This is a genomic window from Streptomyces sp. NPDC041122 (assembly GCF_055592445.1).
The window spans coordinates 199,734-222,239 of sequence record NZ_JBVIYQ010000008.1; the positions used below are offsets into that span (position 1 = coordinate 199,734).

22 protein-coding genes are annotated in these 22,506 nt (G+C 71.3%); 19 read left to right on the forward strand and 3 right to left on the reverse strand.

Annotated elements, in window-relative coordinates; translation table 11 throughout:
* Window positions 1–46 precede the first annotated feature (46 nt).
* A complete protein-coding gene (prcA, locus tag ACZ6B8_RS27570) occupies window positions 47–817 on the forward strand; it encodes a proteasome subunit alpha (protein WP_471080533.1) in 771 nt (256 codons plus the stop codon).
* 84 nt (window positions 818–901) lie between these two features.
* Here prcA and ACZ6B8_RS27575 read toward each other — a convergent pair whose 3' ends face one another.
* The gene (locus ACZ6B8_RS27575; protein ID WP_471609024.1) at window positions 902–1,993 is read right to left on the reverse strand and encodes a LacI family DNA-binding transcriptional regulator; all 1,092 of its coding nucleotides are present in this window, start codon (window positions 1,991–1,993) and stop codon (window positions 902–904) included.
* A 72-nt stretch (window positions 1,994–2,065) separates the two neighbouring features.
* Here ACZ6B8_RS27575 and ACZ6B8_RS27580 point away from each other — a divergent pair, with 72 nt between their 5' ends.
* The 17 genes from ACZ6B8_RS27580 (at window position 2,066) to ACZ6B8_RS27660 (ending at window position 19,310) form a co-directional block, all read left to right on the forward strand.
* Entirely contained in the window at window positions 2,066–3,325 is a 1,260-nt protein-coding gene (locus ACZ6B8_RS27580) for an MFS transporter (RefSeq protein ID WP_471080540.1), read from the forward strand.
* A 9-nt stretch (window positions 3,326–3,334) separates the two neighbouring features.
* On the forward strand, window positions 3,335–4,696 hold the full coding sequence (gene pafA / locus ACZ6B8_RS27585) for a Pup--protein ligase (RefSeq protein WP_355810318.1): 1,362 nt from the start codon (window positions 3,335–3,337) through the stop codon (window positions 4,694–4,696).
* A gap of 129 nt (window positions 4,697–4,825) precedes the next feature.
* On the forward strand, window positions 4,826–5,824 hold the full coding sequence (locus ACZ6B8_RS27590; RefSeq protein ID WP_471080543.1) for an FKBP-type peptidyl-prolyl cis-trans isomerase: 999 nt from the start codon (window positions 4,826–4,828) through the stop codon (window positions 5,822–5,824).
* A gap of 60 nt (window positions 5,825–5,884) precedes the next feature.
* The gene (locus ACZ6B8_RS27595; RefSeq protein WP_471080546.1) at window positions 5,885–6,259 is read left to right on the forward strand and encodes an FKBP-type peptidyl-prolyl cis-trans isomerase; all 375 of its coding nucleotides are present in this window, start codon (window positions 5,885–5,887) and stop codon (window positions 6,257–6,259) included.
* Between the two features lie 137 nt (window positions 6,260–6,396).
* The gene (locus tag ACZ6B8_RS27600) at window positions 6,397–7,422 is read left to right on the forward strand and encodes a helix-turn-helix transcriptional regulator (RefSeq protein ID WP_471080549.1); all 1,026 of its coding nucleotides are present in this window, start codon (window positions 6,397–6,399) and stop codon (window positions 7,420–7,422) included.
* Window positions 7,423–7,439: 17 nt separating this feature from the next.
* On the forward strand, window positions 7,440–8,417 hold the full coding sequence (locus ACZ6B8_RS27605) for a helix-turn-helix transcriptional regulator (protein WP_471609025.1): 978 nt from the start codon (window positions 7,440–7,442) through the stop codon (window positions 8,415–8,417).
* Window positions 8,414–8,689 (forward strand): hypothetical protein, encoded by a 276-nt coding sequence (locus tag ACZ6B8_RS27610; RefSeq protein ID WP_471080555.1) that lies wholly within the window; start codon window positions 8,414–8,416, stop codon window positions 8,687–8,689. Before ACZ6B8_RS27605 ends, ACZ6B8_RS27610 begins: the two co-directional genes overlap by 4 nt.
* A gap of 9 nt (window positions 8,690–8,698) precedes the next feature.
* Window positions 8,699–8,896: a hypothetical protein gene (locus ACZ6B8_RS27615; protein WP_471080558.1), complete on the forward strand. Its 198-nt coding sequence runs from the start codon at window positions 8,699–8,701 to the stop codon at window positions 8,894–8,896.
* Between the two features lie 212 nt (window positions 8,897–9,108).
* Window positions 9,109–9,393, forward strand: a complete 285-nt coding sequence (tatA, locus tag ACZ6B8_RS27620) for a Sec-independent protein translocase subunit TatA (RefSeq protein ID WP_471080561.1) — start codon at window positions 9,109–9,111, stop codon at window positions 9,391–9,393.
* Window positions 9,394–9,485: 92 nt separating this feature from the next.
* Window positions 9,486–10,379, forward strand: coding sequence for a twin-arginine translocase subunit TatC (tatC, locus tag ACZ6B8_RS27625; protein WP_471081354.1), 894 nt, complete (start codon window positions 9,486–9,488; stop codon window positions 10,377–10,379).
* A 41-nt stretch (window positions 10,380–10,420) separates the two neighbouring features.
* Complete coding sequence (locus ACZ6B8_RS27630; protein WP_471609026.1) at window positions 10,421–11,311, forward strand: diacylglycerol kinase; 891 nt, start codon at window positions 10,421–10,423, stop codon at window positions 11,309–11,311.
* A 97-nt stretch (window positions 11,312–11,408) separates the two neighbouring features.
* On the forward strand, window positions 11,409–14,219 hold the full coding sequence (locus ACZ6B8_RS27635; RefSeq protein WP_471609027.1) for a DEAD/DEAH box helicase: 2,811 nt from the start codon (window positions 11,409–11,411) through the stop codon (window positions 14,217–14,219).
* 369 nt (window positions 14,220–14,588) lie between these two features.
* Window positions 14,589–16,247 carry an ATP-binding protein gene (locus ACZ6B8_RS27640; RefSeq protein ID WP_471609028.1) on the forward strand — a complete coding sequence of 553 codons (1,659 nt, stop codon included), beginning with the start codon at window positions 14,589–14,591 and terminating at the stop codon, window positions 16,245–16,247.
* The gene (locus ACZ6B8_RS27645; RefSeq protein WP_055556816.1) at window positions 16,244–16,651 is read left to right on the forward strand and encodes a roadblock/LC7 domain-containing protein; all 408 of its coding nucleotides are present in this window, start codon (window positions 16,244–16,246) and stop codon (window positions 16,649–16,651) included. The genes ACZ6B8_RS27640 and ACZ6B8_RS27645 overlap by 4 nt, the downstream gene beginning before the upstream one ends.
* Complete coding sequence (locus ACZ6B8_RS27650) at window positions 16,648–17,061, forward strand: DUF742 domain-containing protein (protein WP_471609029.1); 414 nt, start codon at window positions 16,648–16,650, stop codon at window positions 17,059–17,061. Before ACZ6B8_RS27645 ends, ACZ6B8_RS27650 begins: the two co-directional genes overlap by 4 nt.
* On the forward strand, window positions 17,042–17,656 hold the full coding sequence (locus tag ACZ6B8_RS27655; protein WP_471080574.1) for a GTP-binding protein: 615 nt from the start codon (window positions 17,042–17,044) through the stop codon (window positions 17,654–17,656). The genes ACZ6B8_RS27650 and ACZ6B8_RS27655 overlap by 20 nt, the downstream gene beginning before the upstream one ends.
* 163 nt (window positions 17,657–17,819) lie before the next feature.
* Window positions 17,820–19,310, forward strand: coding sequence for a cytochrome P450 (locus tag ACZ6B8_RS27660; protein ID WP_471609030.1), 1,491 nt, complete (start codon window positions 17,820–17,822; stop codon window positions 19,308–19,310).
* A 30-nt stretch (window positions 19,311–19,340) separates the two neighbouring features.
* On the opposite strand, the gene ACZ6B8_RS27665 is transcribed toward ACZ6B8_RS27660, so the two are convergent.
* Window positions 19,341–20,339: an RluA family pseudouridine synthase gene (locus ACZ6B8_RS27665; RefSeq protein WP_471609031.1), complete on the reverse strand. Its 999-nt coding sequence runs from the start codon at window positions 20,337–20,339 to the stop codon at window positions 19,341–19,343.
* Between the two features lie 269 nt (window positions 20,340–20,608).
* Between ACZ6B8_RS27665 and ACZ6B8_RS27670 the strand changes: the two genes are divergently transcribed.
* Window positions 20,609–21,190 (forward strand): GNAT family N-acetyltransferase, encoded by a 582-nt coding sequence (locus tag ACZ6B8_RS27670; RefSeq protein ID WP_471080583.1) that lies wholly within the window; start codon window positions 20,609–20,611, stop codon window positions 21,188–21,190.
* Window positions 21,191–21,649: 459 nt separating this feature from the next.
* On the opposite strand, the gene ACZ6B8_RS27675 is transcribed toward ACZ6B8_RS27670, so the two are convergent.
* Complete coding sequence (locus tag ACZ6B8_RS27675; protein WP_471609032.1) at window positions 21,650–22,486, reverse strand: siderophore-interacting protein; 837 nt, start codon at window positions 22,484–22,486, stop codon at window positions 21,650–21,652.
* Window positions 22,487–22,506: the final 20 nt, after the last annotated feature.

Below are 22,506 nucleotides of genomic sequence, written 5' to 3' on the forward strand. Positions count from 1 at the left end.
GAATTCGCCACTGACTGAAGTTTTTTGACAGAAAGGGACGGATCCGGTGTCGACGCCGTTCTATGTTTCACCCCAGCAGGCCATGGCCGACCGGGCGGAGTACGCCCGCAAGGGCATCGCCCGTGGTCGCAGCCTTGTCGTGATGCAGTATGCCGACGGCATCGTGTTCGTCGGCGAGAACCCGTCCCGTGCGCTGCACAAGTTCAGCGAGATCTACGACCGGATCGGCTTTGCGGCCGCCGGCAAGTACAACGAGTACGAGAACCTCCGCATCGGCGGCGTCCGCTACGCCGATCTGCGTGGATACACCTACGACCGGGACGACGTGACGGCCCGTGGCCTCGCCAACGTCTACGCGCAGACCCTCGGCACGATCTTCTCCAGCAACGCCGAGAAGCCGTACGAGGTCGAGCTGGTCGTCGCCGAGGTCGGCACCACGCCGGACGGCGACCAGATCTACCGCCTCCCGCACGACGGTTCGATCGTGGACGAGCACGGCTCGGTCGCGGTCGGCGGCAACGCCGAACAGATCAGCAGCTATCTGGACCAGCGCCACCAGGACGGGATGACGCTGGCCGAGGCGCTCAAGCTCGCGGTGCAGGCGCTGTCCCGCGACACCAACGGCAGTGAGCGGGAGATCCCCGCGGAGCGGCTCGAGGTGGCGGTCCTCGACCGTACGCGCCCGCAGCAGCGCAAGTTCAAGCGGATCGTGGGACGCCAGCTGTCCCGCCTCCTCGACGAGGGCGGCGCGACGGACGCGGCCTCGGACGCGGAGACCCCGCCCGCGGCGCCGACGTCCGGCGGCGACGTGGAGTAGTCCGCCCGGGACGTGCGCGCCCCGTGTCCCGGCCCGACGGCCGGGGCGCGGGGCGCCGCCGTGTGCGGGGGCGCCGGGGCCAGGTCAGCGGGCAGGGCCGGTGGAGCCGCGGACGACCAGCCGGACGGGGAGCGGCGCGGCGTCCGGGGCGCGGCCCTCCAGGACGGCGACCAGGGACTCCATGGCGCGCTCACCGAAGCGTTCGGCGGGCAGCCGGACGGTGGTCAGCTCCGGCTCCACGGCGGTCGCCAGGGTCAGGTCGTCGAAGCCGGTGACGGAGACGTCCTCGGGGACGCGCAGGCCGAGCCGTCGCGCGGCCTTGCAGGCGCCGGCGGAGAGGAAGTCGTCGTCGCAGACGACCGCGGTCGGCCGGGGGCCGGGGCCGGACAGGGCGGCCTCCGCGACGACGCGGGCGCCCTCGACGTTCAGCGGCGCGGCGACGCGGCGTACGGCGGTGTCCGTGCCGCGCAGCGTCCGGGCGAGCGCTTCGGCGCGCACGTCGAAGGTCCAGGAGTCCACGTCCGCGGCGAGGTGCAGGAAGTCGCGGTGGCCGAGGGCGAGCAGATGCTCCGTCACCTGGCGCATGCCGTCGGCGAGGTCGAGGTTGACGGTGGCGGCGCCCAGGCTGCCCGCCGGGTCGCTGTCGAGCATCACCAGGGGCAGGTCGTCGCCGCGGATGGTGGCCAGCGCGTCGGAGGCCATGGAGGAGGCGAGCACGCCGTCCAGGGACGCGCGGGCCGAGGCGAAGGGGTCGCGGGCGGGGCCGACGCCGTCGGGGGAGGGGTAGAGGACGACCCCGAAGGCGTGCCGGGCGGCGATGCGGGCGACGCCGGTGTAGACGTGCGCGAAGAACTCATTGGTGAGCTCGGGGACGACGAGGAGCGCCGTCCGGGTCCTGCCCAGGCGCAGGTTGCGGGCGGCCAGATTGGGGCGGTAGCCCAGCTCCCGGGCGGCGGCGCGGACCCGCTCGGCGGTCGGTTCGGCGACCCGGCCGCGCCATTTGTCGCCGAGTACCAGGGAGACGGTGGCCTGGGAGACCCCGGCGGCGCGCGCGACGTCGCGGCTCGTGGGGCGGGGCCCCAAGGATTCTTGCTGTGGCCCGGCCACGGTCACCTCCCGGTTCGGGTCCGCGGCGGGAACGGCGGACGACTCGGTGGACCCGCGGACAGCGCTCATGGTACGTATGACGTTCGAAGTTATACGTAAAACCTCGGGCGTGACGGCGCCGCGGGGGAGGGGCAGGCGGGCGTGGCCACCGGATACGCGGAGATCCTCCGAGCGAAGTACGCGATGCGGCTCCTTGCCGGGACGCTGGTGGGCAGGCTCCCCAACGCCACGGCCGCCATCGCCATCGTGCTGTTCATCCGCGCCGAGGGCGGGACCTACAGCCTGGCCGGCGGGCTCGCCGCGGTGTACGGTGTCGCCAACGCCGTCGGGCAGCCGCTCCTCGGGCGCCTCGTCGACCTGCACGGTCAGCCGCGCGTCCAGCTGCCCGCGGCCCTGCTGTCCGCCCTCGGCATGGCCGCCTTCGCCTTCACGGGCCCCGACCGGCTGGCCCTCGCCTATGGGGCGGTCGCTGTCGCGGGGCTCTTCACGCCGCCCCTGGAGGGCGGTCTGCGGGCCCTGTGGCCCAGCGTCCTGGGCAAGGACGAACAGGTGCACACCGCGTACGCGATGGACGCCATCGCCCAGGAAGTGATGTTCACCGTCGGGCCGCTGCTCGTCACGGGCTGCGTGGCGCTCTGGTCGGAACGGGCGGCGCTGCTCGTGGTCAACGCCGTCGGTGTGTTGGGCGCCCTCTCCGTAGTGATGTCGCAGCCCTCGCGCGCGTGGCGCTCGGCTCCCCGGGAGGCGCACTGGCTCGGGGCCCTGCGCTCGCCGGGACTTCTCGCGCTCCTCGGCGCGTTCCTCTTCGTCGGCGTGGCGCTCGGCTCCATCACGGTCGCCGGGGTGTCGTACGCGGACGACCACGGCGGCGACGCGGTCTACGGCTGGATGATGGCCGCCCTCGGCCTCGGCGCCCTCGTCGGCGGTTCGGTGTACGGGGCGCGGCAGTGGAGCGGCGTGCCGGAGCGGCGCCTTACGGTGCTCGTGGCGCTGCTCGCCGTCTGCTACCTGCCGTTGATGCTGACGCCCGGCGCGCCCGCCATGACGGGGCTCGCCGCACTCGCCGGCGTCTTCCTCGCCCCGGCGCTCGCGTGCGCCTTCATCATCGTCGACCGGCACGCCCCGCGTGGCACCGTCACGGAGGCCTTCTCCTGGCTCGTGACCACGTTCACGGTGGGCGCCTCGCTGGGGACGGCGGCGGCCGGTCCGGTCGTCGAGTGGGGCGGCACCGTGGGGGGTTTCGCGGTGCCCGGGCTCGCGGGCGCGGGCGCGTTGCTGGTTTTGCTGGCCACCGTGCGGGTACTGGTTGCGGTCGAGGATTCCGGGGTCGTTGCGGGTTCATCGGAAAATGATCGAAACGGTGCCGTCGAACCCGGTTTCAGTGCCGGGCATCAGGCGTAATGTTCAGTCATGGACCGCCGCATTTTCGGGCTGGAGAACGAGTACGGCGTCACGTGCACGTTCAGGGGACAGCGCCGCCTGTCGCCTGACGAGGTGGCGCGCTACCTCTTCCGCCGTGTCGTGTCATGGGGCCGCAGCAGCAACGTCTTTCTGCGGAACGGCGCCCGCCTCTATCTTGACGTGGGATCACATCCGGAATACGCGACACCCGAATGTGACAACGTGACCGAGCTGGTCACCCACGACAAAGCCGGCGAGCGCATTCTGGAAGGCCTGCTCGTCGACGCAGAACGCCGCCTGCACGAGGAGGGAATCGCGGGCGACGTCTATCTCTTCAAGAACAACACCGACTCGGCGGGAAACTCCTACGGTTGCCATGAGAACTATCTGGTGGCCCGTCATGGAGAGTTCTCCCGACTCGCGGACATTCTCATCCCGTTCCTCGTCACCCGTCAGCTGCTGTGTGGCGCGGGCAAGGTGCTGCAGACTCCGCGCGGCGCCGTGTACTGCGTCAGCCAGCGTGCCGAGCACATCTGGGAGGGCGTGTCCTCCGCGACCACCCGCTCCCGGCCGATCATCAACACCCGCGACGAGCCGCACGCCGACGCCGAGCGCTACCGCAGGCTCCACGTCATCGTCGGCGACTCGAACATGTCCGAGACGACCATGCTCCTCAAGGTCGGCGCCACCGACCTCGTGCTGCGCATGATCGAGGCGGGCACCGTGATGCGTGACCTCACCCTGGAGAACCCGATCCGGGCCATCCGCGAGGTCAGCCACGACATCACGGGCCGCCGCAAGGTGCGCCTGGCCAGCGGCCGTGAGGCCTCGGCCCTGGAGGTGCAGCGCGAGTACTACGAGAAGGCGGTGGACTTCGTCGACCGCCGCGGCATCCGCACCGGCACCGTCGAACAGGTCCTGGAGCTCTGGGGCCGCACGCTGGACGCGATCGAGACCGAGGACCTCGACCGCATCGGCACCGAGATCGACTGGGTCATGAAGTACAAGCTCATCGAGCGGTACCGCGCCAAGAACAACATGACCATGTCGCACCCCCGGGTCGCGCAGATAGACCTCGCCTACCACGACATCCACCGTCGGCGAGGGCTCTACTACCTCCTGGAGAAGAAGGGGCAAGCCGCCCGTATCTGCAACGACTTGAAGATCTTCGAGGGCAAGTCGGTGCCCCCGCAGACCACCCGGGCGCGGCTGCGCGGCGACTTCATCCGGCGGGCCCAGGAGCAGCGCCGTGACTTCACGGTCGACTGGGTCCACCTCAAGCTCAACGACCAGGCACAGCGCACCGTGTTGTGCAAGGACCCCTTCCGTTCGGTCGACGACCGGGTGGAGAAGCTCATCGCCGGCATGTGACCGAAGAGAAGCCGGTGGCGTTGTGGGAACGCAACGCGGGCGTCGCACGTTCCTCGTGCGGCGCCCTTCTCACGCCGTAGAGTTGCGCGCACGCCAACCCACAAGATCGACCGATACGAGGCCCCCACCGTGCGCCGACGCTCCCTCCTCCTTGCCGTCCCGGCCGGCCTGCTCACGCTGGCAGGCTGTGGTGACGACAAGGCCGACAAGGCCAAGTCCAAGCCCAGCGACAGCCCGACCAACTCCGCGTCGGCCCCGCCGACCGCGAAGATCGTGGACGGCCCGCTGCCCGAGATCACCAAGGGCACGAAGTTCGGTCAGAAGCCGACCGTCGCCAAGGGCAAGGGCAAGCCGTCCTCCGACCTCGCGGTCAAGACCCTCGTCGAGGGCAAGGGCAAGGAGGTCGTCAAGGGGGACTACCTGCAGGCCAATTACCTCGGCCAGATCTGGGCGACGGGCAAGGTCTTCGACAACTCCTACGACCGGGGCAACCCCACGGTCTTCCCGATCGGCGTCGGCCAGGTCATCCCCGGCTGGGACCAGGCCCTGGTCGGCAAGAAGCTCGACAGCCGCGTGGAGCTCGCCATCCCCCCGAAGATGGGATACGGCGAGCAGGGCAACAAGCAGGCAGGCATCAAGGGCGACGACACCCTCGTGTTCGTCGTCGACCTCGTGGGCACCTTCACCGCCAAGAGCTCGGCCAAGGGCAAGGAGGTGGCGCAGTCCAACAAGGACCTGCCCAAGGTCGGCACCAACACCGACGGCAAGGCCCCCTCCATCGACGTCCCGAAGACGAAGGCGCCGAAGGAGCTCGTCGCGTCGTACATCCTGGAGGGTGACGGCGACGAGGTGAAGAAGACCGACAGCCTCCTCTGCCAGTACGAGGGCGTGCTCTGGGCGGACGGCAAGGAGTTCGACTCCTCGTACAAGCGCAAGCAGCTCGCGTCGTTCCAGCTGGCGCAGGTCGTCAAGGGCTGGGCGCAGGGTCTGACCGGCAAGAAGGTCGGCAGCCGCGTCCTCATCGTCATCCCGCCGGAGCTGGGCTACGGCGACCAGCCCCCGCAGGGCAGCTCCATCAAGAAGGACTCCACGCTGGTCTTCTCCGTGGACATCCTCGCGAAGATGTGACCCCCGCGGGGATGCAAGACTGTCCGAGCTGACCTTTCGTATCAAAGCAGGAGCATTTTCGTGAGCATTGACAAGCCCGAGGTCGACTTCCCCGTCGGCGAGCCGCCGGCCGACCTGCAGATCAAGGACATCTGGGAGGGCGACGGCGCCGTCGCCAAGGCGGGCGACTTCGTCAAGGTCCACTACGTGGGCGTCTCCTTCAGCACCGGCGAGGAGTTCGACGCGAGCTGGAACCGCGGCAACCCGCTGGAGTTCCAGCTCGGTGCCGGCCAGGTCATCTCCGGCTGGGACCAGGGCGTGCAGGGCATGAAGGTCGGCGGCCGGCGCGAGCTGACCATCCCGGCCCACCTCGCCTACGGGGACCGCGGCGCCGGTGGCGGCCGCATCGCGCCGGGCGAGACGCTGATCTTCGTCTGCGACCTGGTCTCCGTCTGAGGACGTACCTGACCTGATCTGTTCGTCGAGGGCTCATGCTTGTCCGGCATGGGCCCTCGGCTTTTGCCCGCACACCCCGGGGCGGTACGGTCATCGGTCGGAAGCATTGTGTGTTGTAAGGCCGAGAAAGGGCGTCGATGGCCATTGCCAAGGCCGAGCGGCTGATGAATCTGGCGCTGTGTCTGCTCGGGACCCGGCGGCCGCTCAGCAAGCGTGAGCTGCGCGACTCGATCGAGGCTTACGTCGAGGCCTTCGGGCCGGGGGGAGGCGCGGCCAGAGGGCCGGGGGGAGGCGCGGCCGGAGGGTCCGGAGGACGGTCGGCGGGGTCCGACGACTCCTTCAACCGCATGTTCGAGCGCGACAAGGACGATCTGCGCGAGCTCGGCCTGGTCATCGAGACCGTGGAGAACCTCGACGGCGACGTCGGCTACCTCGCCCGCCGCGACAGCAACCGGCTGCCGCCCATCACCATCGACGCCGAGGAGGCCGCCGCCCTCGGCCTGGCCGCCAAGGTCTGGCAGCAGGCCCGGCTCGCCGGGGCCGCCAGCGGCGCCCTGCAGAAGCTCCGCGCCGCGGGACTGCCCGAGGACGCCGACCCCTACGGCGCCCACAGCGCCCTGGAGCCGCGGATCCCCGCGCACGAGGCGTCCTTCGAACCGCTGATGCTCGCCTGCCGCGACCGCCGCCCCATCGTCTTCGAGTACCGCAAGGCCACGGCGGCCCGCCCCGAGCAGCGCCACGTCGAGCCCTGGGCCCTGGAGTGCTGGCGCGGCCACTGGTACCTCGCGGGCTTCGACCGGGACCGGGGCGCCGAGCGCGTCTTCCGGCTCTCCCGGATCACCGGCAAGGTGCGCGCCCGCGCCGGGAAGTACACCGCCGACGTGCCGGACGTCGTCACGGTCCGTGAGACCGTCGCGGGCTGGGCCGGCGAGATCGCCGACCGCACCGCCCTGATCCGGCTGCGCACGGGCGCCGGCTACCCGCTGCGGGCCAAGGCCGTCGCGATGCGGGAAGGCGGCGACGGATGGGACGAGTTGGAGATTCCGTACGGCCACGGGCTCGACGCCTGGCTGGTGGAGTTCGGGCCCGACGTGGTGGTCCTGGAGCCCGCGGAGCTGCGGGCCGACGTCATGGACCGGCTGCGCGCCGTGGCCAAGGGCTGAGGGGGAGCGGAAGAGCAATGGCCTCGAACGCCATCGACCAGACGCGACGGATGCTGTCGCTGGTGACCTATCTGCGGGAGCGCCCCGGCGCCCACGTAGAGGACGTCGCCCGCGCCTTCGGCATCACCCCCGACGAGCTGATCTCCGACCTGGACGTCCTGCCGATGTGCGGCACCAGCTTCCGCGGCGGCGACCTCCTCGACATCGACACCGACGGCGACCGCATCTGGTGGCACAACCCCGACGACGTGGCGGCGCCGCTGCGGCTCGCCGCCGACGAGGCCACCGCGCTCCTCGTGGCCGCCCGCGCCGTGTCCACCCTGCCCGGCCTGCGCGAGAGCGACCGGCTCGCGCTGCTGCGCGCGACCGCGAAGCTGGAGACCGCGGCCGGTGAGGCGGCGGGCGCCAGCTCCCGCCTCTCGGTGACCTTCGAGTCCGAGGGCGGCGTCTTCGCCGACGTCGACCGCGCCATCTCCGAGCGCCGAAGACTCTGGATCCGTTACTACTCGCCCGCGCGCGACGAGGTCACCGAGCGGGAGATCGACCCCATCCGCCTGGTGAGCGTCGGTCATACCTATGTCGAGGCGTGGTGCCGGCGCTCCGAGGCGCGGCGCACCTTCCGGCTCGACCGGGTCGCCGAGATCAAGATCCTGGACGAGCCGTCCGCGCCGCCCGAGGTCGAACTGCGCGACCTCTCGGAAGGCCTCGTGCAGCCCGCGGCCGAGGACCCCGAGGTCGTCGTCGAGGTCGGCCCCGGCGGCCGCTGGGTCGCCGAGTACTACCCGCACGACAGCGCGGAGGAGCTGCCCGACGGCGGGCTGCGGATCACGCTGCGCACCCCCGACCCCGCCTCGTTGCGCCGGCTCGCGCTGCGGCTCGGCGGGGACGGGCGGATCGTCTCCCCGGTCGAGCTGGCCGACAGCGCGCGGCAGGCGGCGGCCGAGGCCCTGGAGGCGTACGAGAGGGACTTCGAGCGTCAGGAGCAAGGGCGTTGAGCACACCGACCACGGCCGGACTTCCGGGGGTGCCCGCGCAGACGCGGCGTACCCCCGTCCTCTTCACCGCCGCCTGCCCCGACTGCCGTGCCCGCTTCGAGCTCTCCGCCGGGGCGCTGCGGCTCGCGATCGGCGCCGGCCCCCGCACCACCTTCTACTCCTTCACCTGCCCCGAGTGCGGGGCGGCGGTGCGCAAGCCCGCGGGCGAGCGCATCGTCGAACTCCTCACCGGCGGCGGGGTGCGGACGCTGCGTCTGCACTCGACCGTCTAGGCTCGGCGCATGTTCTGGGCGATGCTCGCGATCGCGGCGGGCTTCTTGGGCCTCGCCGTCCTCGGCGTACTGGCGATCAAGGTCTTCGTGGAGGCGCAGCGGCTCGCGCGTCAAGTGACCGAGACCACACGGCGGATCAACAGCGCCGCGGAGGACCTGGAGCGGGCCGCGGCCGGTGCGGCCCGTGCGGGGCGAGGGGCTCTTTAGCGTCCGCGGCCTGTCAACTCCCCGACGGTGGCGGGTACGCTGCGAAATGCGGCCCGGGATCGAGGCGGGGGCCGTACTCGGAGTATGCGCGGGGATTGCCGAGCGTTTACCCCGGGGGGTTACGATCGCTGCACGCGTGGGGAGATCGGATGAATGTCCGGTCTGCCGAGCGAACCAGACTCCTGACGCCTCGGTGAAGAAGGTATACAGCTATGGGTAGGCTCGGAGCCCCCGAGATCATTCTCATCCTCGTCGTGATCGTCCTGCTGTTCGGAGCCAAGAAGCTGCCCGACATGGCGCGCTCCCTCGGCAAGTCGGCCCGCATCCTCAAGAGCGAGGCCAAGGCCATGAAGTCCGACAGCAAGGACGACGCCGCCGCTCCGGCCGACCCGCCGAGCGACCCGGCCGTCCAGAAGCGCACGATCCAGGCCGCCCCCGGCGATGTGACCAGCTCGCGCCCGGTCGCCGAGCCGACCGACCGTACGACGCAGCGCTGATCCAAGGCCGGCGCCGGCCGGCCTGCCGCACGAGATGAGGACGTGGGTTGCTCAAGTCTGCCCGCAAGAAGGAGAAGGACCCCGAGGGGCGGATGCCCCTCGCGGAGCACCTTCGCGAGCTCCGCAACCGGCTCGCCAAGGGGCTCCTCGCGATCACGATCGTCTCGATCGTGGCCGCTTTCTACAGCCAACAGCTCATGGAGTTCCTGGCTGATCCCGTGCCGCGCTGCAAGCCCGGCATGGACCCGACCGGCGGCCATTGCGCGAAGGTGACCTTCAACGACCTGCTGTCGCCCTTCACCACCACGGTGAAGGTCAGCCTCATGGTCGGCATCATCGTCTCCAGCCCGGTCTGGCTGTACCAGCTGTGGGCGTTCGTCGCCCCTGGTCTGCACAAGCACGAGCGCAAGTACACGTACTGGTTCGTCGGAGCCGCGGTGCCGCTCTTCTTCGGCGGCGCCTGGCTGGCCTACACGATCCTCCCGGTCTCCATGCGCGTGCTGCTCGGCATCACGCCCGACGGGGCCGAGAACCTCCTTCCGATGGACACGATCCTCGACTTCACCGTCAGGATGGTCCTCGTCTTCGGCGCCTCGTTCGAGCTGCCGCTGCTCCTGGTCATGCTCAACATGACCGGCATGGTCACCGGCCGCCGGATGGCGACGTGGTGGCGCGGCGTGGTCATGGGCGTCTTCGTCTTCGGCGCCGTCGCGACCCCGACCACCGACCCGGTCGGCATGATCGCCCTGGCGGGCCCGATCGTCGTCCTGTACTTCATGGCCGTCGGTTTCTCGCTCCTGAACGACAAGCGCCGCCGTCGCAACGACCCCGACGCCGAGCTCGACGACGACGAGGCCTCCGAACTCGACCTCACGCCCGAGCCGGTCGACGGGATCGAATCGGTGCGGCCGCCCCGGGCGCTGCCCGAGCAGGCGGGCACCGGACGGGCCGATCATCGGGTGAACGGTTTCGACGACATCACGTGAGCTTGTAGGGTCCTCCCGCACACATCTTCGGGGGGACCCCAGTGACCAGCGAGATCACCCTCTTCGTCAATCCCACCGCGGGCCGCGGCCGGGGCGCCCACGCGGCGCAGCCGGCCGCTTCCGCATTGCGGGCGCGCGGCTTCTCCGTACGGACGGTCATCGGCGAGGACGCCCCGGACGCGCTGCGGCGGGCCCGTGCGGCCGTCGAGGGCGGTACGGGGGCCCTGATCGCCGTCGGCGGCGACGGCATGGCGAGCCTCGCGCTGCAGGCCGTGGCCGGGACCCGTACTCCGCTCGGAGTGATCGCGGTGGGCACCGGCAACGACTTCGCCCGCGCCCTCGGCCTGCCGGTGCGGGAGCCGGCCGCCGCGGGGGAGATCGTGGCGGAGGCGCTCAAGGGCGCGTACACCCGCGACGTCGACCTGGGCAGGGTCGGCGACACCTGGTTCGGGACCGTGCTCGCGTCCGGTTTCGACTCCCGGGTGAACGACCGGGGCAACCGGATGCGCTGGCCCACCGGCCGGTTCAAGTACGACCTGGCGATGGTCGCGGAGCTGGCGGCGTTCCGGCCGATCCCGTACCGCATCACGCTGGACGGCGGCGACGTCCACGAGGTGGAGGCGACGCTGGTGGCGGTCGGCAACGGCACCTCGTACGGCGGCGGCATGCGGATCTGCGCCGGGGCCGACCTGGGCGACGGGCTCTTCGATGTCACCGTGGTGGGGGACTGCAGCCGTACCACGCTGCTCAAGGTCTTTCCCCGCGTCTATAAGGGCACGCACCTCGACCATCCCAAGGTCACCGTGTACCGCGCCGCCGAGGTCGAGCTGGCCGCGCCCGGCATCACCGGCTACGCCGACGGGGAGCCGCTCGGCGCGCTGCCGCTGACCGCCCGGTGCGTGCCGGGGGCGGTGCGGGTGCTCGCGCCCTGAGCGGGCCGCCCGGTGCGGACCGCTGAGCTGCCGCGTTCCGTCCCCTTCGGATAATGATCGTCCGTTGTCAGTGGTGGCCGGTAGTCTCGAAAGCACGATGACAGAGGACCTCTCTCCGGCCGAGCGGTATGCGGCGGCGCGCAAGCGCGCTGTCGAGCAGGCCACCGCACTCGCGTCCTTCCGCGAGATGTACGAATTCGGCCTCGACCCCTTCCAGATCGAGGCCTGCCAGGCGCTGGAGGCGGGCAAGGGCGTGCTCGTCGCCGCCCCCACCGGCTCGGGCAAGACGATCGTCGGCGAGTTCGCCGTGCACCTCGCCCTGGAGCAGGGCAAGAAGTGCTTCTACACCACGCCCATCAAGGCGCTCTCCAACCAGAAGTACGCCGACCTCGCCAAGCGGTACGGCGCGGACAAGGTCGGCCTCCTCACCGGCGACAACAGCGTCAACAGCGAGGCTCCGGTGGTCGTCATGACCACCGAGGTCCTGCGGAACATGCTGTATGCGGGCTCGCAGTCGCTGCTGAACCTCGGCTATGTGGTCATGGACGAGGTGCACTACCTCTCCGACCGCTTCCGCGGCGCCGTCTGGGAGGAGGTGATCATCCATCTTCAGGAGTCGGTCACGCTGGTCTCCCTGTCGGCCACGGTGTCGAACGCCGAGGAGTTCGGCGACTGGCTCGACACCGTCCGAGGCCACACCGAGGTGATCGTCTCCGAGCACCGGCCCGTGCCGCTCTTCCAGCACGTGCTCGCCGGCCGGCGGATGTACGACCTCTTCGAGGAGGGCGAGGGCCACAAGAAGGCGGTCAACCCCGACCTCACGCGCATGGCCCGGATGGAGGCCAGCCGTTCGTACAACCCGCGGGACCGCCGCAGGGGCAAGATGGTCCGGGAGGCCGACCGCGAGCGGGAGCGCCGCCAGCGGTCGCGGATCTGGACGCCGGGCCGCCCCGAGGTCATCGAGCGGCTCGACGCCGAGGGGCTGCTGCCCGCCATCACGTTCATCTTCAGCCGCGCGGGCTGCGAGTCCGCCGTACAGCAGTGTCTGTACGCGGGGCTGCGGCTGAACGACGACGAGGCGCGCATGACGGTCCGCCAGATCGTCGAGGAGCGCACCGCGTCGATCCCGGACGAGGACCTCCACGTCCTCGGCTACTACGAGTGGCTGGAGGGGCTGGAGCGCGGCATCGCGGCGCACCACGCGGGCATGCTGCCCACCTTCAAGGAGGTCGTCGAGGAGCTGTTCGTGCGCGGCCTCGTCAAGGCCGTCTTCGCCACCGAGACCCTCGCCCTCGGCATCAACATGCCCGCGCGCAGCGTGGTGCTGGAGAAGCTCGTCAAGTGGAACGGCGAGCAGCACGCGGACATCACCCCGGGCGAGTACACCCAGCTCACCGGTCGCGCGGGGCGCCGCGGCATCGACGTGGAGGGCCACGCGGTGGTGCTCTGGCAGCGCGCCATGAGCCCCGAGCACCTGGCCGGCCTCGCCGGTACGCGCACGTACCCGCTCCGCTCCAGCTTCAAGCCGTCGTACAACATGGCGGTGAACCTGGTCGAGCAGTTCGGGCGGCACCGCTCGCGTGAGCTCCTGGAGACCTCCTTCGCGCAGTTCCAGGCCGACAAGTCGGTCGTCGGGATCTCCCGGCAGGTGCAGAAGAACGAGGAGGGCCTGGCCGGTTACCAGGCCTCCATGACCTGCCACCTCGGCGACTTCGAGGAGTACGCGCGGCTGCGCCGCGAGCTCAAGGACCGGGAGAACGAACTGGCCAAGCAGGGCGCGGCCCAGCGCAGGGTCGCCGCCGCGGCCGCCCTGGAGAAGCTGAAGCCGGGCGACGTCATCCACGTCCCCACCGGGAAGTACGCGGGCCTCGCGCTCGTCCTCGACCCGGGGATCGCGGCCGGCCGGGCCAACGGCCACCGGGGCTTCGACCACGTGGAGGGCCCCCGGCCGCTCGTCCTCACCGCCGAGCGCCAGGTCAAGCGGCTCGCGTCGATGGATTTCCCGGTGCCCGTCGAGGCCGTGGAGCGGATGCGCATCCCGAAGTCGTTCAACGCCCGCTCGCCGCAGTCCCGCCGCGACCTGGCCTCCGCGCTGCGCACCAAGGCCGGGCACATCGTGCCCGACCGGCACCGCAAGGGGCGCGCGGAGGCCGCCGACGACCAGGAGATCGCCCGGCTGCGCGCGGAGCTGCGCGCGCACCCCTGTCACGGCTGCGACGAGCGCGAGGACCACGCGCGCTGGGCCGAGCGGTACCACCGCCTCAAGCGCGACACCTCGCAGCTGGAGCGTCGCATCGAGGGGCGGACGAACACCATCGCCCGCACCTTCGACCGGATCGTCGCCCTCCTCACCGAGCTCGACTATCTGCGCGGCGACGAGGTCACCGAGCACGGCAAGCGGCTCGCCCGGCTCTACGGCGAGCTGGACCTGCTGGCCAGCGAGTGCCTGCGCGCCCGCGTGTGGGAGGGGCTGAGCCCGGCCGAACTGGCCGCGTGCGTCTCGGCGTTGGTGTACGAGGCGCGGAGCGGTGACGACGCCATCGCGCCGAAGCTGCCGTCCGGCGCGGTGAAGGCGGCCCTCGGCGAGACGGTCCGGATCTGGGGCCGGCTCGACGGCCTCGAGGAAGAGTTCAAGATCAATCAGGCGGAGGGGGTCGGGCAGCGCGAACCCGACCTGGGCTTCGCCTGGGCGGCGTACATGTGGGCCTCCGACAAGGGGCTCGACGAGGTGCTGCGCGAGGCGGAGATGCCGGCCGGTGACTTCGTGCGCTGGTGCAAGCAGGTCATCGACGTCCTCGGCCAGATCTCCGCGGCGGCCCCGCGGGAGAACAGCACGGTGGCGAAGAACGCCCGCAAGGCCGTGGACCAGTTGCTCCGCGGCGTGGTGGCGTACAGCTCGGTGGGCTGACGCCCCGAGGCGCGGAGACCGCCCCCGAGGACCGGAGAGCTTCCGGACCTCGGGGGCGGTGTCGTGACCGCGGGCCGGTGTCGTTCGACGCGTTACTCCACGTGTTCGAATGATCGCCGCGTGTACAAAAGAGCAGAGTGTATGCCTCTCGGTGCGGCCTCTGCAGGGGGTTGGCGAATATGACACGGCGGCGATTTCGGCGGACTAAGCTCGCCCGGAGCGCGGCAAGTTGAACGAGTTGCGACAGATTCGCGCGCTTGTTCCCAAATCTTTCGATCGTTCGCTTTGTCGTCCCGGCAAAACCCTGCATATGTACCTTCACCCCCCAAAGACGTCATTCCCCCCAAGACGAGTGTTCAGAGGGCATACATGGTGAGTGTTCAATCGCCTCCCGGTGGCCGAGAAGTCCCTTACGCGCGTGTGCTGTTGCTGCCCGCCATGCTGATGGCCGCGGCCACCGGAGCCGCCGTCGCATCGGTGACGGAACCGGCCCGCCCCGCCGTCGGCTGGTGCGGCGCCGTCGCGACCCTCATGGTCATCGTGGTCGGCGCCGAAGCCGTGCGGCGCGGCCGGACCATCCGGGGGCAGCGCGCACAGTACGGACAGCGGCTGGCCTTCCTGGAGCGGCGCATCGCCTCCCACGACGAGGAGACCGTACGCCTGGGCCGGGAGATCCTGCCCGAGGCGCTCTGGCGGCTGCGGCAGGGCGAATCGCCCGCCGACGTGGTCCGCAAGGTCGTGGACGCCGACGAGTCCTACCGCGAACTGCCCGACGCCCAACGCGACTTGCTGCGCTCGGTCCTGGAGACGCTGGACCGCGAGGAAGCGATGCGCGAGTCCGCGCAGCGCGCCTTCGTCAACATCGCCCGGCGCGTCCAGTCGATCGTCCACCAACAGGCCGCGGAACTGCGCGACATGGAGGAGTTCCACGGGCGCAACCCCGAGGTCTTCGACGACCTGCTGCGCATCGACCACGGCACCGCGCTGATCGGCCGCCTCGCCGACTCCATCGCGGTGCTCGGCGGCGCCCGCCCCGGCCGCCAGTGGCCCAAGCCCGTACCGCTGTTCAGCGTGTTGCGCGGCGCGATGTCCCGGATCCTCGACTACCCGCGCGTCGAACTGCACTCGATCGCCAACGTCGCGATCCACGGCACCTCCGTCGAGCCGCTCATCCACGCCTGTGCCGAACTCCTCGACAACGCCACCCGGTACTCTCCGCCGCAGACCAAGGTGCACGTCACCGCCGTCGAGGTGCAGACCGGCATCGCCGTCGAGATCGAGGACGGCGGCGTCAGCCTCAGCGAGGAGGCCCGCGCCCGCGCCGAGCGGATGCTGGAGCAGGCGCAGGCCGGCATCGACCTCAACGACCTCGGTGAGACGCCCCGCCTCGGCATGGCCGTGGTCGGCCGCCTCTCGCAGATGTACAACCTGCAGGTCTCCCTACGGCAGTCCGCCTACGGCGGGGTCCGCGCCGTCCTCATCGTGCCGCGCGAGATGATCACCACGGGCCCGGCGCCCGGTCTCGCGCACGGCATCGGCGCCTCCGCCGTACCGCGCGTGGACAACGCGGGACGGACCATCGAGGAGCCCGCCCGCAACATCCGCCGCAAGAAGCCCCGCGTCGTCACCGCGGGCCCGCCGCTGCGCTCCCCGGCCACCGCGACCATGGAGGACGACGTCCCCGAGGTCACCGAATGGACCCCGAACGGGCTGCCGCAGCGCCGCAGCCGCGTCAAGATCTCACTCAGCGAGCGGTACGCCCAGGAGGCCGAGGCCCAGCGGATCGCCGAGGCCCACGCCGCCGCGACCGCCCCGCCACCGGTCCCCGCGCCGAAGCGCGAGGAGCCCGAACCGGGCCTGTGGATCGAGGCGTTCATGAAGGGCGTCAAGGGCGAGGACGAGGGTGACCCCGATCCGGTGCCGCCGCCCGGAACCGCCGCGGACGGGTCCACGGCCGAGGGATCCTTTCCCCCGCAGGGAACCAACCGCAACCACCACGGCAGCGCCGACGAGAGGGACTGGCAGTGATCCAGCAACGCGCCAATTTCGACTGGATGCTGAAGGAGCTCGCCGACGGGGTGCCACAGACCCGGCAGATCGTGGTGCTCTCGGCCGACGGCCTGCGTATCGCGCGCTACGGCGGTGACCCGGACGCGGCCGACCGCATCGCCGCGGCCTGCGCGGGACTGCAGAGCCTGGCCGCCGCCGTGGCCACCGAGATCCCGCACAGCGACGGCGGCATGAAGATGGTCATCATCGAGATCAACGGCGGCTACTTCTACCTGATGGCCGCGGGTGCCGGCGCCTACCTCGCCGTCCTCGCCGACGAGACCGTCGACGCGGGCCTCATCGGCACCCGCATGCGCGACCTGGTGGTACGCATCGGGGCCCATCTGACCAGCCCGCCGCGGCGTGACGGGCAGGCCGTATGACTCCTCCGCCGGACTCCGCCCGAGGTGCGGAGCAGGGCGACGGCCCGCCGCAGGCCGGCGCGCCTCCCCAACGGGAGCGCCGCAGCCCCGAGAACCCGGAGCGGCTGTACATCCTCACCGGCGAGGGCTCCGAGCGGGCGCCGCTCGACCTCGTCACCCTGGTCGTCGCGCAGGGCGAGGCCTCGCCCACCGCCCAGCCCGAGCACTCCGCGGTGCTGCGGCTGTGCACGACGCCGCTCTCCGTCGCCGAGCTCTCGGCGTACATGGCGCTGCCGTTCAGTGTGGTGACGGTCGTGCTGACGGAGTTACTCGGATCCGAGCTCATCCAGGCGCGCGCCCCCATCGTCCGCTCCGCGCTCCCCGACCGATCCCTCCTCGAAGCGGTGATGCATGGACTTCAAAAGCTCTGACACGATCACCGGACCCCGCAGCGAGGACGTCCTGCCGCACACGGCCACGGCCGCCGTGAAGGTCGTGATCGTGGGCGGGTTCGGGGTCGGCAAGACCACGATGGTCGGCTCGGTGAGCGAGATCCGCCCGCTGACGACCGAAGAGACCATGACCCAGGCGGGCATCGGGGTCGACGACAACTACGGCTCCGAGTCCAAGACCGCCACCACCGTGGCGATGGACTTCGGCCGGATCAGCATCTCCGACGAGCTCGTCCTCTACCTCTTCGGCACCCCCGGCCAGGAACGCTTCTGGTTTCTGTGGAACGGCCTCTTCGAGGGCGCGCTCGGCGCGGTCGTCCTGATCGACACCCGCCGCCTGGAGGTCAGCTTCGACGTGATCGGCCGCCTGGAGGAGCGCGGGGTGCCGTTCGTCGTCGCCGTCAACGACTTCCCCGACGCGCCGCACCACCCGATCGAGACCCTGCGCCGGGCCCTCGACCTGGAACCCGAAGTGCCGATCATGGCCTGCGACGCGCGCCGCCGGGAGTCAAGCCGGGACGTCCTGATGACCCTGATGCGCTATCTGCACTCCCTGACGGTGACGCGCGTCTGAACCGTGCCGCGCCCGCACCGCCCTGCCGCGAACCGCCACGTCCCACCCCTTTCGTGTCCCGCATCGTGTCCCGCACCTTCATGTCCCGGACCGCCGTGTCCCGGACCCCGTGCCCAGCAACCAAGAAACCCGGAACCCCTCAGCGAATCCCGGAGCGACGACCGTGACGACCTCCTCTTCCTGGCCCGGAACCGACGGCCCCGCCGCCGCGCCGCCCGGCTGCCCCGCCCACGGCCTCGGCCCCGGCGGCCTGCGCCGCCTCTACGGTCCCGAGGCCGACGCCGACCTCGCGGGGCTGTACGAGAAGCTGCGCGCCGAGCACGGCCCGGTCGCGCCCGTACTGATCCACAACGACGTGCCGATCTGGGCGGTCCTCGGCCACAGCGAGAACCTCCACATGGTCCGCACCCCCTCGCAGTACACCCGCGACTCGCGCCGCTGGCGCGCCGTGCAGGACGGCACCGCGGGACCCGGCCACCCGCTCGCGCCCGTCTTCACCTGGCAGCCGATGTGCAGCTTCGTCGAGGGCGACGAGCACCAGCGGCTGCGCGGCGCGGTCACCGGCGCCATGTCCGGCATCGACCACCGCGGCATCCGCCGCTACATCAACCGCTACACGAACCACCTGCTCAACGACTTCTGCCAGGACGGCCGCGCCGACCTGGTCAGCCAGTTCGCCGAGCACCTGCCGATGATGGTGATGTGCCACGTCCTCGGCATGCCGGAGGAGTACAACGAGCGCATGGTGCAGTCCGCCCGCGACATGATCAAGGGCACCGAGACCGCCATCGCCAGCAACGCGTACGTGATGGAAGTCCTGATGGGACTGGTCGCGCGGCGCCGGGCCAACCCGGAGGAGGACTTCACCAGCAACCTCCTCGCCCACCCCGCGCGCCTCTCCGACGACGAGGTGGGCGCCCATCTGCGCCTGGTCCTCATCGCCGCGTACGAGGCCACCGCCAACCTCATCGCCAACGTCCTGCGGATGGTCCTCACCGACCCGCGCTTCCGCGCCCAGCTCAGCGGCGGGCAGATGACGGTCCCCGAGGCGGTCGAGCAGTCCCTGTGGGACGAACCGCCGTTCAGCGCGATGGTCGGCTACTTCGCCAAGCAGGACACCCAGCTCGGCGGTCAGCAGATCCGGGCGGGCGACGGTCTGATCCTGGGCATCGCGCCGGGCAATGTCGACCCGGTGGTGCGGCCCGACCTTGCCGCCAACATGCAGGGCAACCGCTCGCACCTCGCGTTCAGCGGCGGCCCGCACGAGTGTCCCGGCCAGGACATCGGCCGTGCCATCGCGGACACCGGTGTCGACGCGCTCCTGATGCGACTGCCGGACGTCGAACTCTCCGTGGACGAAAGCGAGTTGCGCTGGACGTCGTCGATCCTGTCGCGGCACCTGGTGGAGCTGCCGGTCAAGTTCGCGCCGCGGCCGCCGCAGGACGTCATGGCGCGTCCGTCGGCGCAACTGCCGACGCCGCGCAGGGACTGGCAGGTGTCCTCGCCGGCGCCGCGCCGGCCGGAGCCGGTCGCCTCGGCCGCCGGCCCCGCTCACGCGGTGCAGACTCCCGCCGCGCCCGCCGGGGCGCCCGAGGCGGATGCGCGGCCCAAGGGGGCGTGGCAGCGCTTCCTCGTCTGGTGGCGCGGTTACTGATACCGGCCGCCGGCCACCGGTGGTCCTGCGCTAGCGCGCCCAGTCGTCGTACGAGGACCAGGCGGTCAGCGTCCGGCCGCTGACGAAGCGGTGGGCGACGCCCGTGACCGGATCCGTGAACTCCAGGACCTTTGCCAGGAGTTGCAGCGGCCGCCGGAAGTCGTCCGCCGCGGTCGGCTCGGCCACCACCGGGTAGACCGGGTCGCCGAGGATCGGCAGCCCCAACGCGGCCATGTGGACCCGGAGTTGGTGGGTGCGGCCGGTGTGCGGGGTGAGGCGGTAGCGGCCGAGGCGGTGGTCTCCGTCGAGGAGGCAGTGGTCTCCGTCGAGGTGGCTGGGGCCGAGAACGGCGCGGTGCTCGACGAGTTCGATGCGGCTCTCGCTGTTCGGCTCCGCGCCCTCCACCTCGTACGCGGCGATGATCCCGCGCTCCTTCACGATGTGGCTGCGCACGGTGCTCGGGAGCGGGACGTCCGGGTCGTACGGTGCGACGGCCTCGTACTCCTTGCGCACGCTGCGGTCGCGGAACAGCGTCTGGTACGCGCCGCGTTCCTCGGGTCGTACGGTGCACAGGAGCAGGCCCGCGGTCAGCCGGTCGAGGCGGTGGGCGACGCCCAGCGTCGGGATGCCGAGCTCCGTGCGCAGGCGGGCGAGGGCGGTCTGCGTGACGTGGCTGCCGCGTGGCATCGTCGCGAGGAAGTGCGGCTTGTCCACGACGACGATGTGTTCGTCGCGGTGGACGACGTCGAGGGGGAACGGGACGGGGACCTCCGCGGGGTGGTCCCGGTGGAACCAGACGGAGGCGCCCGGCCGGTAGGGGGTTGCCGGGGTCACCGGTGCGCCGTCCGCGCCGACGAACCGGCCGTCCCGCACCATCGCGTCGACGGCGTCGGTGCCGATCGGGAGCCGCTCCGCCAGGAAGGCGCGCACGGTCGACCACGTTCCGTCGGGCGGCAGGGCGACCCGGACGGGGTCGATGCCGTCGCGCTGGGGGAGCGGGGAGGGCGGTGGGCGGCGCTTGCGTCTCATCAGGGGGTCAGCGTACGGGGCTTCGCGGGGCGGGGATGTGCGGGTGGGCGCGGCAGGGAGGGGCAGTTGGGAGGGGCAGCGTACGGGGCTTCGCAGGTCAGGGGTGTGCGGGGTGGGCGCGGCAGGGTGTGTGGGGATCTGCTGGGGCGGGTTCACGGATCCCCTGGGGCGGACGGGTGTGCGGGGCGCGCGGTCGTGGCGCCCGTGGGCTCATGTGCGCCCCGGAAAACCACTGCCCTGGCCCGCGTGCGCGCTGGCACGATGCGCCCATGCCTTTCAAGATCTCCGACATCGTCGCGGCCGGTGCGCTCGCCCGCCGTGCGCAGCCCACGCTTCCCGTCCCCGGCGGCCTGGTGCTGCGCCCCTGGTCGTCCGCCGACGCGCCCGCCGTCTACGAGGCGTTCCAGGACCCCGTGATACAGCGCTGGCACGCGCGCGTGGCCGACTCCGAGAGTGAGGTGCGGGGCTGGATAGAGGGCTGGCGCAAGGCGTGGGCGGACGAGCGCGACGCGTTCTGGGCGGTTGCCGATGCCGGGTCCGACGGGGTGGTGGGGCGGGTCGCGTTGCGCTGCATCGCGCTCTCCGAGGGGCAGGCGGAGGTGGCGTACTGGACGATGCCGGCGGCTCGTGGCCGGGGCGTCGCGTCCCGCGCGGTCACCGCGCTCACCCGCTGGGCCTTCGAGGAGGTGGGCCTGCACCGACTCGAACTGACTCACTCGATGGAGAACGAGGCGTCGTGCGGGGTCGCCCTGAAGACGGGGTTCGTGGTGGAGGGGACGAAGCGGAGTGCGTTGCTGCATGAGGACGGGTGGCACGACATGCACTTGCATGCGCGGATCGCGGCGGTGTGAGAGGGGGCTGGGGGTGCGGGCGTGGGTGCGGGTGCGGGTGCGGGTGTGTGTGGGCTGGGGTCTGCGCCTAGTGCCCGTCTGTGGGTGCGGGGCCGCGGGGGTATGTACGTACTCGCTGTCCACTGTTCGCCACGCCTCGCGTATGGTGTTGCTAGAGCGGGCTCGGTGCTCCGTGCGCACATACCCCCACGTCCCCTCCCGTCTCGTACGCGGGTGCCGGTCGGTGGGGCGCACGCCCCGATGCCTCCGTGTCCACCGCACGCCGGGTTCTCGTGGAAGGCGGCGCGCGTGGTCCGTCACCCGCCCTTGCCCCCACGGCACGTAGCGGGGCAAACGGGGGGGGTGGGATGCGTCCGCCGCGGAGCGGTGGGCCCTCGGTTGTTGGGGGTGCTGAGGGGGGGGCGGGGAGTTGACCCCCGTACCCCCCGCAACCGAACCGTCAAAGGCAGCGGGCCGCGCCTACGCCGGGACTTCCTGCTCCGCCTCCACCTGCGCGTTCCACTCCCGCTTCGACGCCTGCCAGCCGTCCTCGTTGTGGCCGACGCGCCAGTAGCCGGAGATGGAGAGCTGCTCGCGCGGGATCTCCCGCTCCACACGGAGGTAGCGGCGAAGCTCCTTCACGAAGCCCGCCTCGCCGTGGACGAAGGCGTGCACCTCGCCCTCGGGGAACTCCAGGGCGCGTACCGCCTCGACCAAAAGCTCGCCCACCGGGCGGTCCCCGCGGTGCAGCCAGACGATCTCCGCGTCGGTCGCGATCTTCTGCTCCTCCTGCGCGCCCTCGACCTCGACGAAGACACGGGCGACGGCGCCCTCGGGGAGCGCCTCGGCGGCCGCCGCGATGGCCGGCAGCGCGCTCTCGTCACCGGCCAGCAGGTGCCAGTCGGCGTCGGCCGACGGGGCGTACGCGCCTCCGGGGCCCAGGAAGCGCACCGTGGCCCCCGCCTCGACGGTGCGTGCCCAGGGGCCCGCGAGACCCTCGTCGCCGTGGATCACGAAGTCGAGGGCCAGTTCACGGGCCTCGGGGTCCCAGGAGCGGACCGTGTAGGTGCGGGTCACCGGCCACTGCTCGCGCGGGAACTCCTCGCGGATCCGCTGGATGTCGAACGGCTCGGGGTACGTGACGCCCTCGGCGGGGAAGAGCAGCTTCACGTAGTGGTCGGTGCACTCGCCCGCGGTGAACTCGGCGAGGCCCGCGCCGCCGAGGACCACCCGCTGCATGTGCGGGGTCAGCCGCTCCGTGCGCACCACGCGCGCGGTCTGGGTCTTCGGTGCTTTTCGTGCCGGACGTTCTGCCATGGCGACGGCCTCCCCTGATC

Excerpts from the sequence above, each read along its gene's own strand:
- ACZ6B8_RS27675 (WP_471609032.1), bottom strand. The coding sequence starts at position 22,486 with ATGGCAGAACGTCCGGCACGAAAAGCACCGAAGACCCAGACCGCGCGC.
- ACZ6B8_RS27655 (WP_471080574.1), top strand. The coding sequence starts at position 17,042 with ATGGACTTCAAAAGCTCTGACACGATCACCGGACCCCGCAGCGAGGAC.
- pafA (WP_355810318.1), top strand. The coding sequence starts at position 3,335 with ATGGACCGCCGCATTTTCGGGCTGGAGAACGAGTACGGCGTCACGTGC.
- ACZ6B8_RS27650 (WP_471609029.1), top strand. The coding sequence starts at position 16,648 with ATGACTCCTCCGCCGGACTCCGCCCGAGGTGCGGAGCAGGGCGACGGC.
- ACZ6B8_RS27600 (WP_471080549.1), top strand. The coding sequence starts at position 6,397 with ATGGCCATTGCCAAGGCCGAGCGGCTGATGAATCTGGCGCTGTGTCTG.
- tatA (WP_471080561.1), top strand. The coding sequence starts at position 9,109 with ATGGGTAGGCTCGGAGCCCCCGAGATCATTCTCATCCTCGTCGTGATC.
- ACZ6B8_RS27665 (WP_471609031.1), bottom strand. The coding sequence starts at position 20,339 with ATGAGACGCAAGCGCCGCCCACCGCCCTCCCCGCTCCCCCAGCGCGAC.
- ACZ6B8_RS27615 (WP_471080558.1), top strand. The coding sequence starts at position 8,699 with ATGTTCTGGGCGATGCTCGCGATCGCGGCGGGCTTCTTGGGCCTCGCC.
- ACZ6B8_RS27670 (WP_471080583.1), top strand. The coding sequence starts at position 20,609 with ATGCCTTTCAAGATCTCCGACATCGTCGCGGCCGGTGCGCTCGCCCGC.
- ACZ6B8_RS27575 (WP_471609024.1), bottom strand. The coding sequence starts at position 1,993 with ATGAGCGCTGTCCGCGGGTCCACCGAGTCGTCCGCCGTTCCCGCCGCG.
- ACZ6B8_RS27635 (WP_471609027.1), top strand. The coding sequence starts at position 11,409 with ATGACAGAGGACCTCTCTCCGGCCGAGCGGTATGCGGCGGCGCGCAAG.
- tatC (WP_471081354.1), top strand. The coding sequence starts at position 9,486 with ATGCCCCTCGCGGAGCACCTTCGCGAGCTCCGCAACCGGCTCGCCAAG.
- ACZ6B8_RS27605 (WP_471609025.1), top strand. The coding sequence starts at position 7,440 with ATGGCCTCGAACGCCATCGACCAGACGCGACGGATGCTGTCGCTGGTG.
- ACZ6B8_RS27640 (WP_471609028.1), top strand. The coding sequence starts at position 14,589 with ATGGTGAGTGTTCAATCGCCTCCCGGTGGCCGAGAAGTCCCTTACGCG.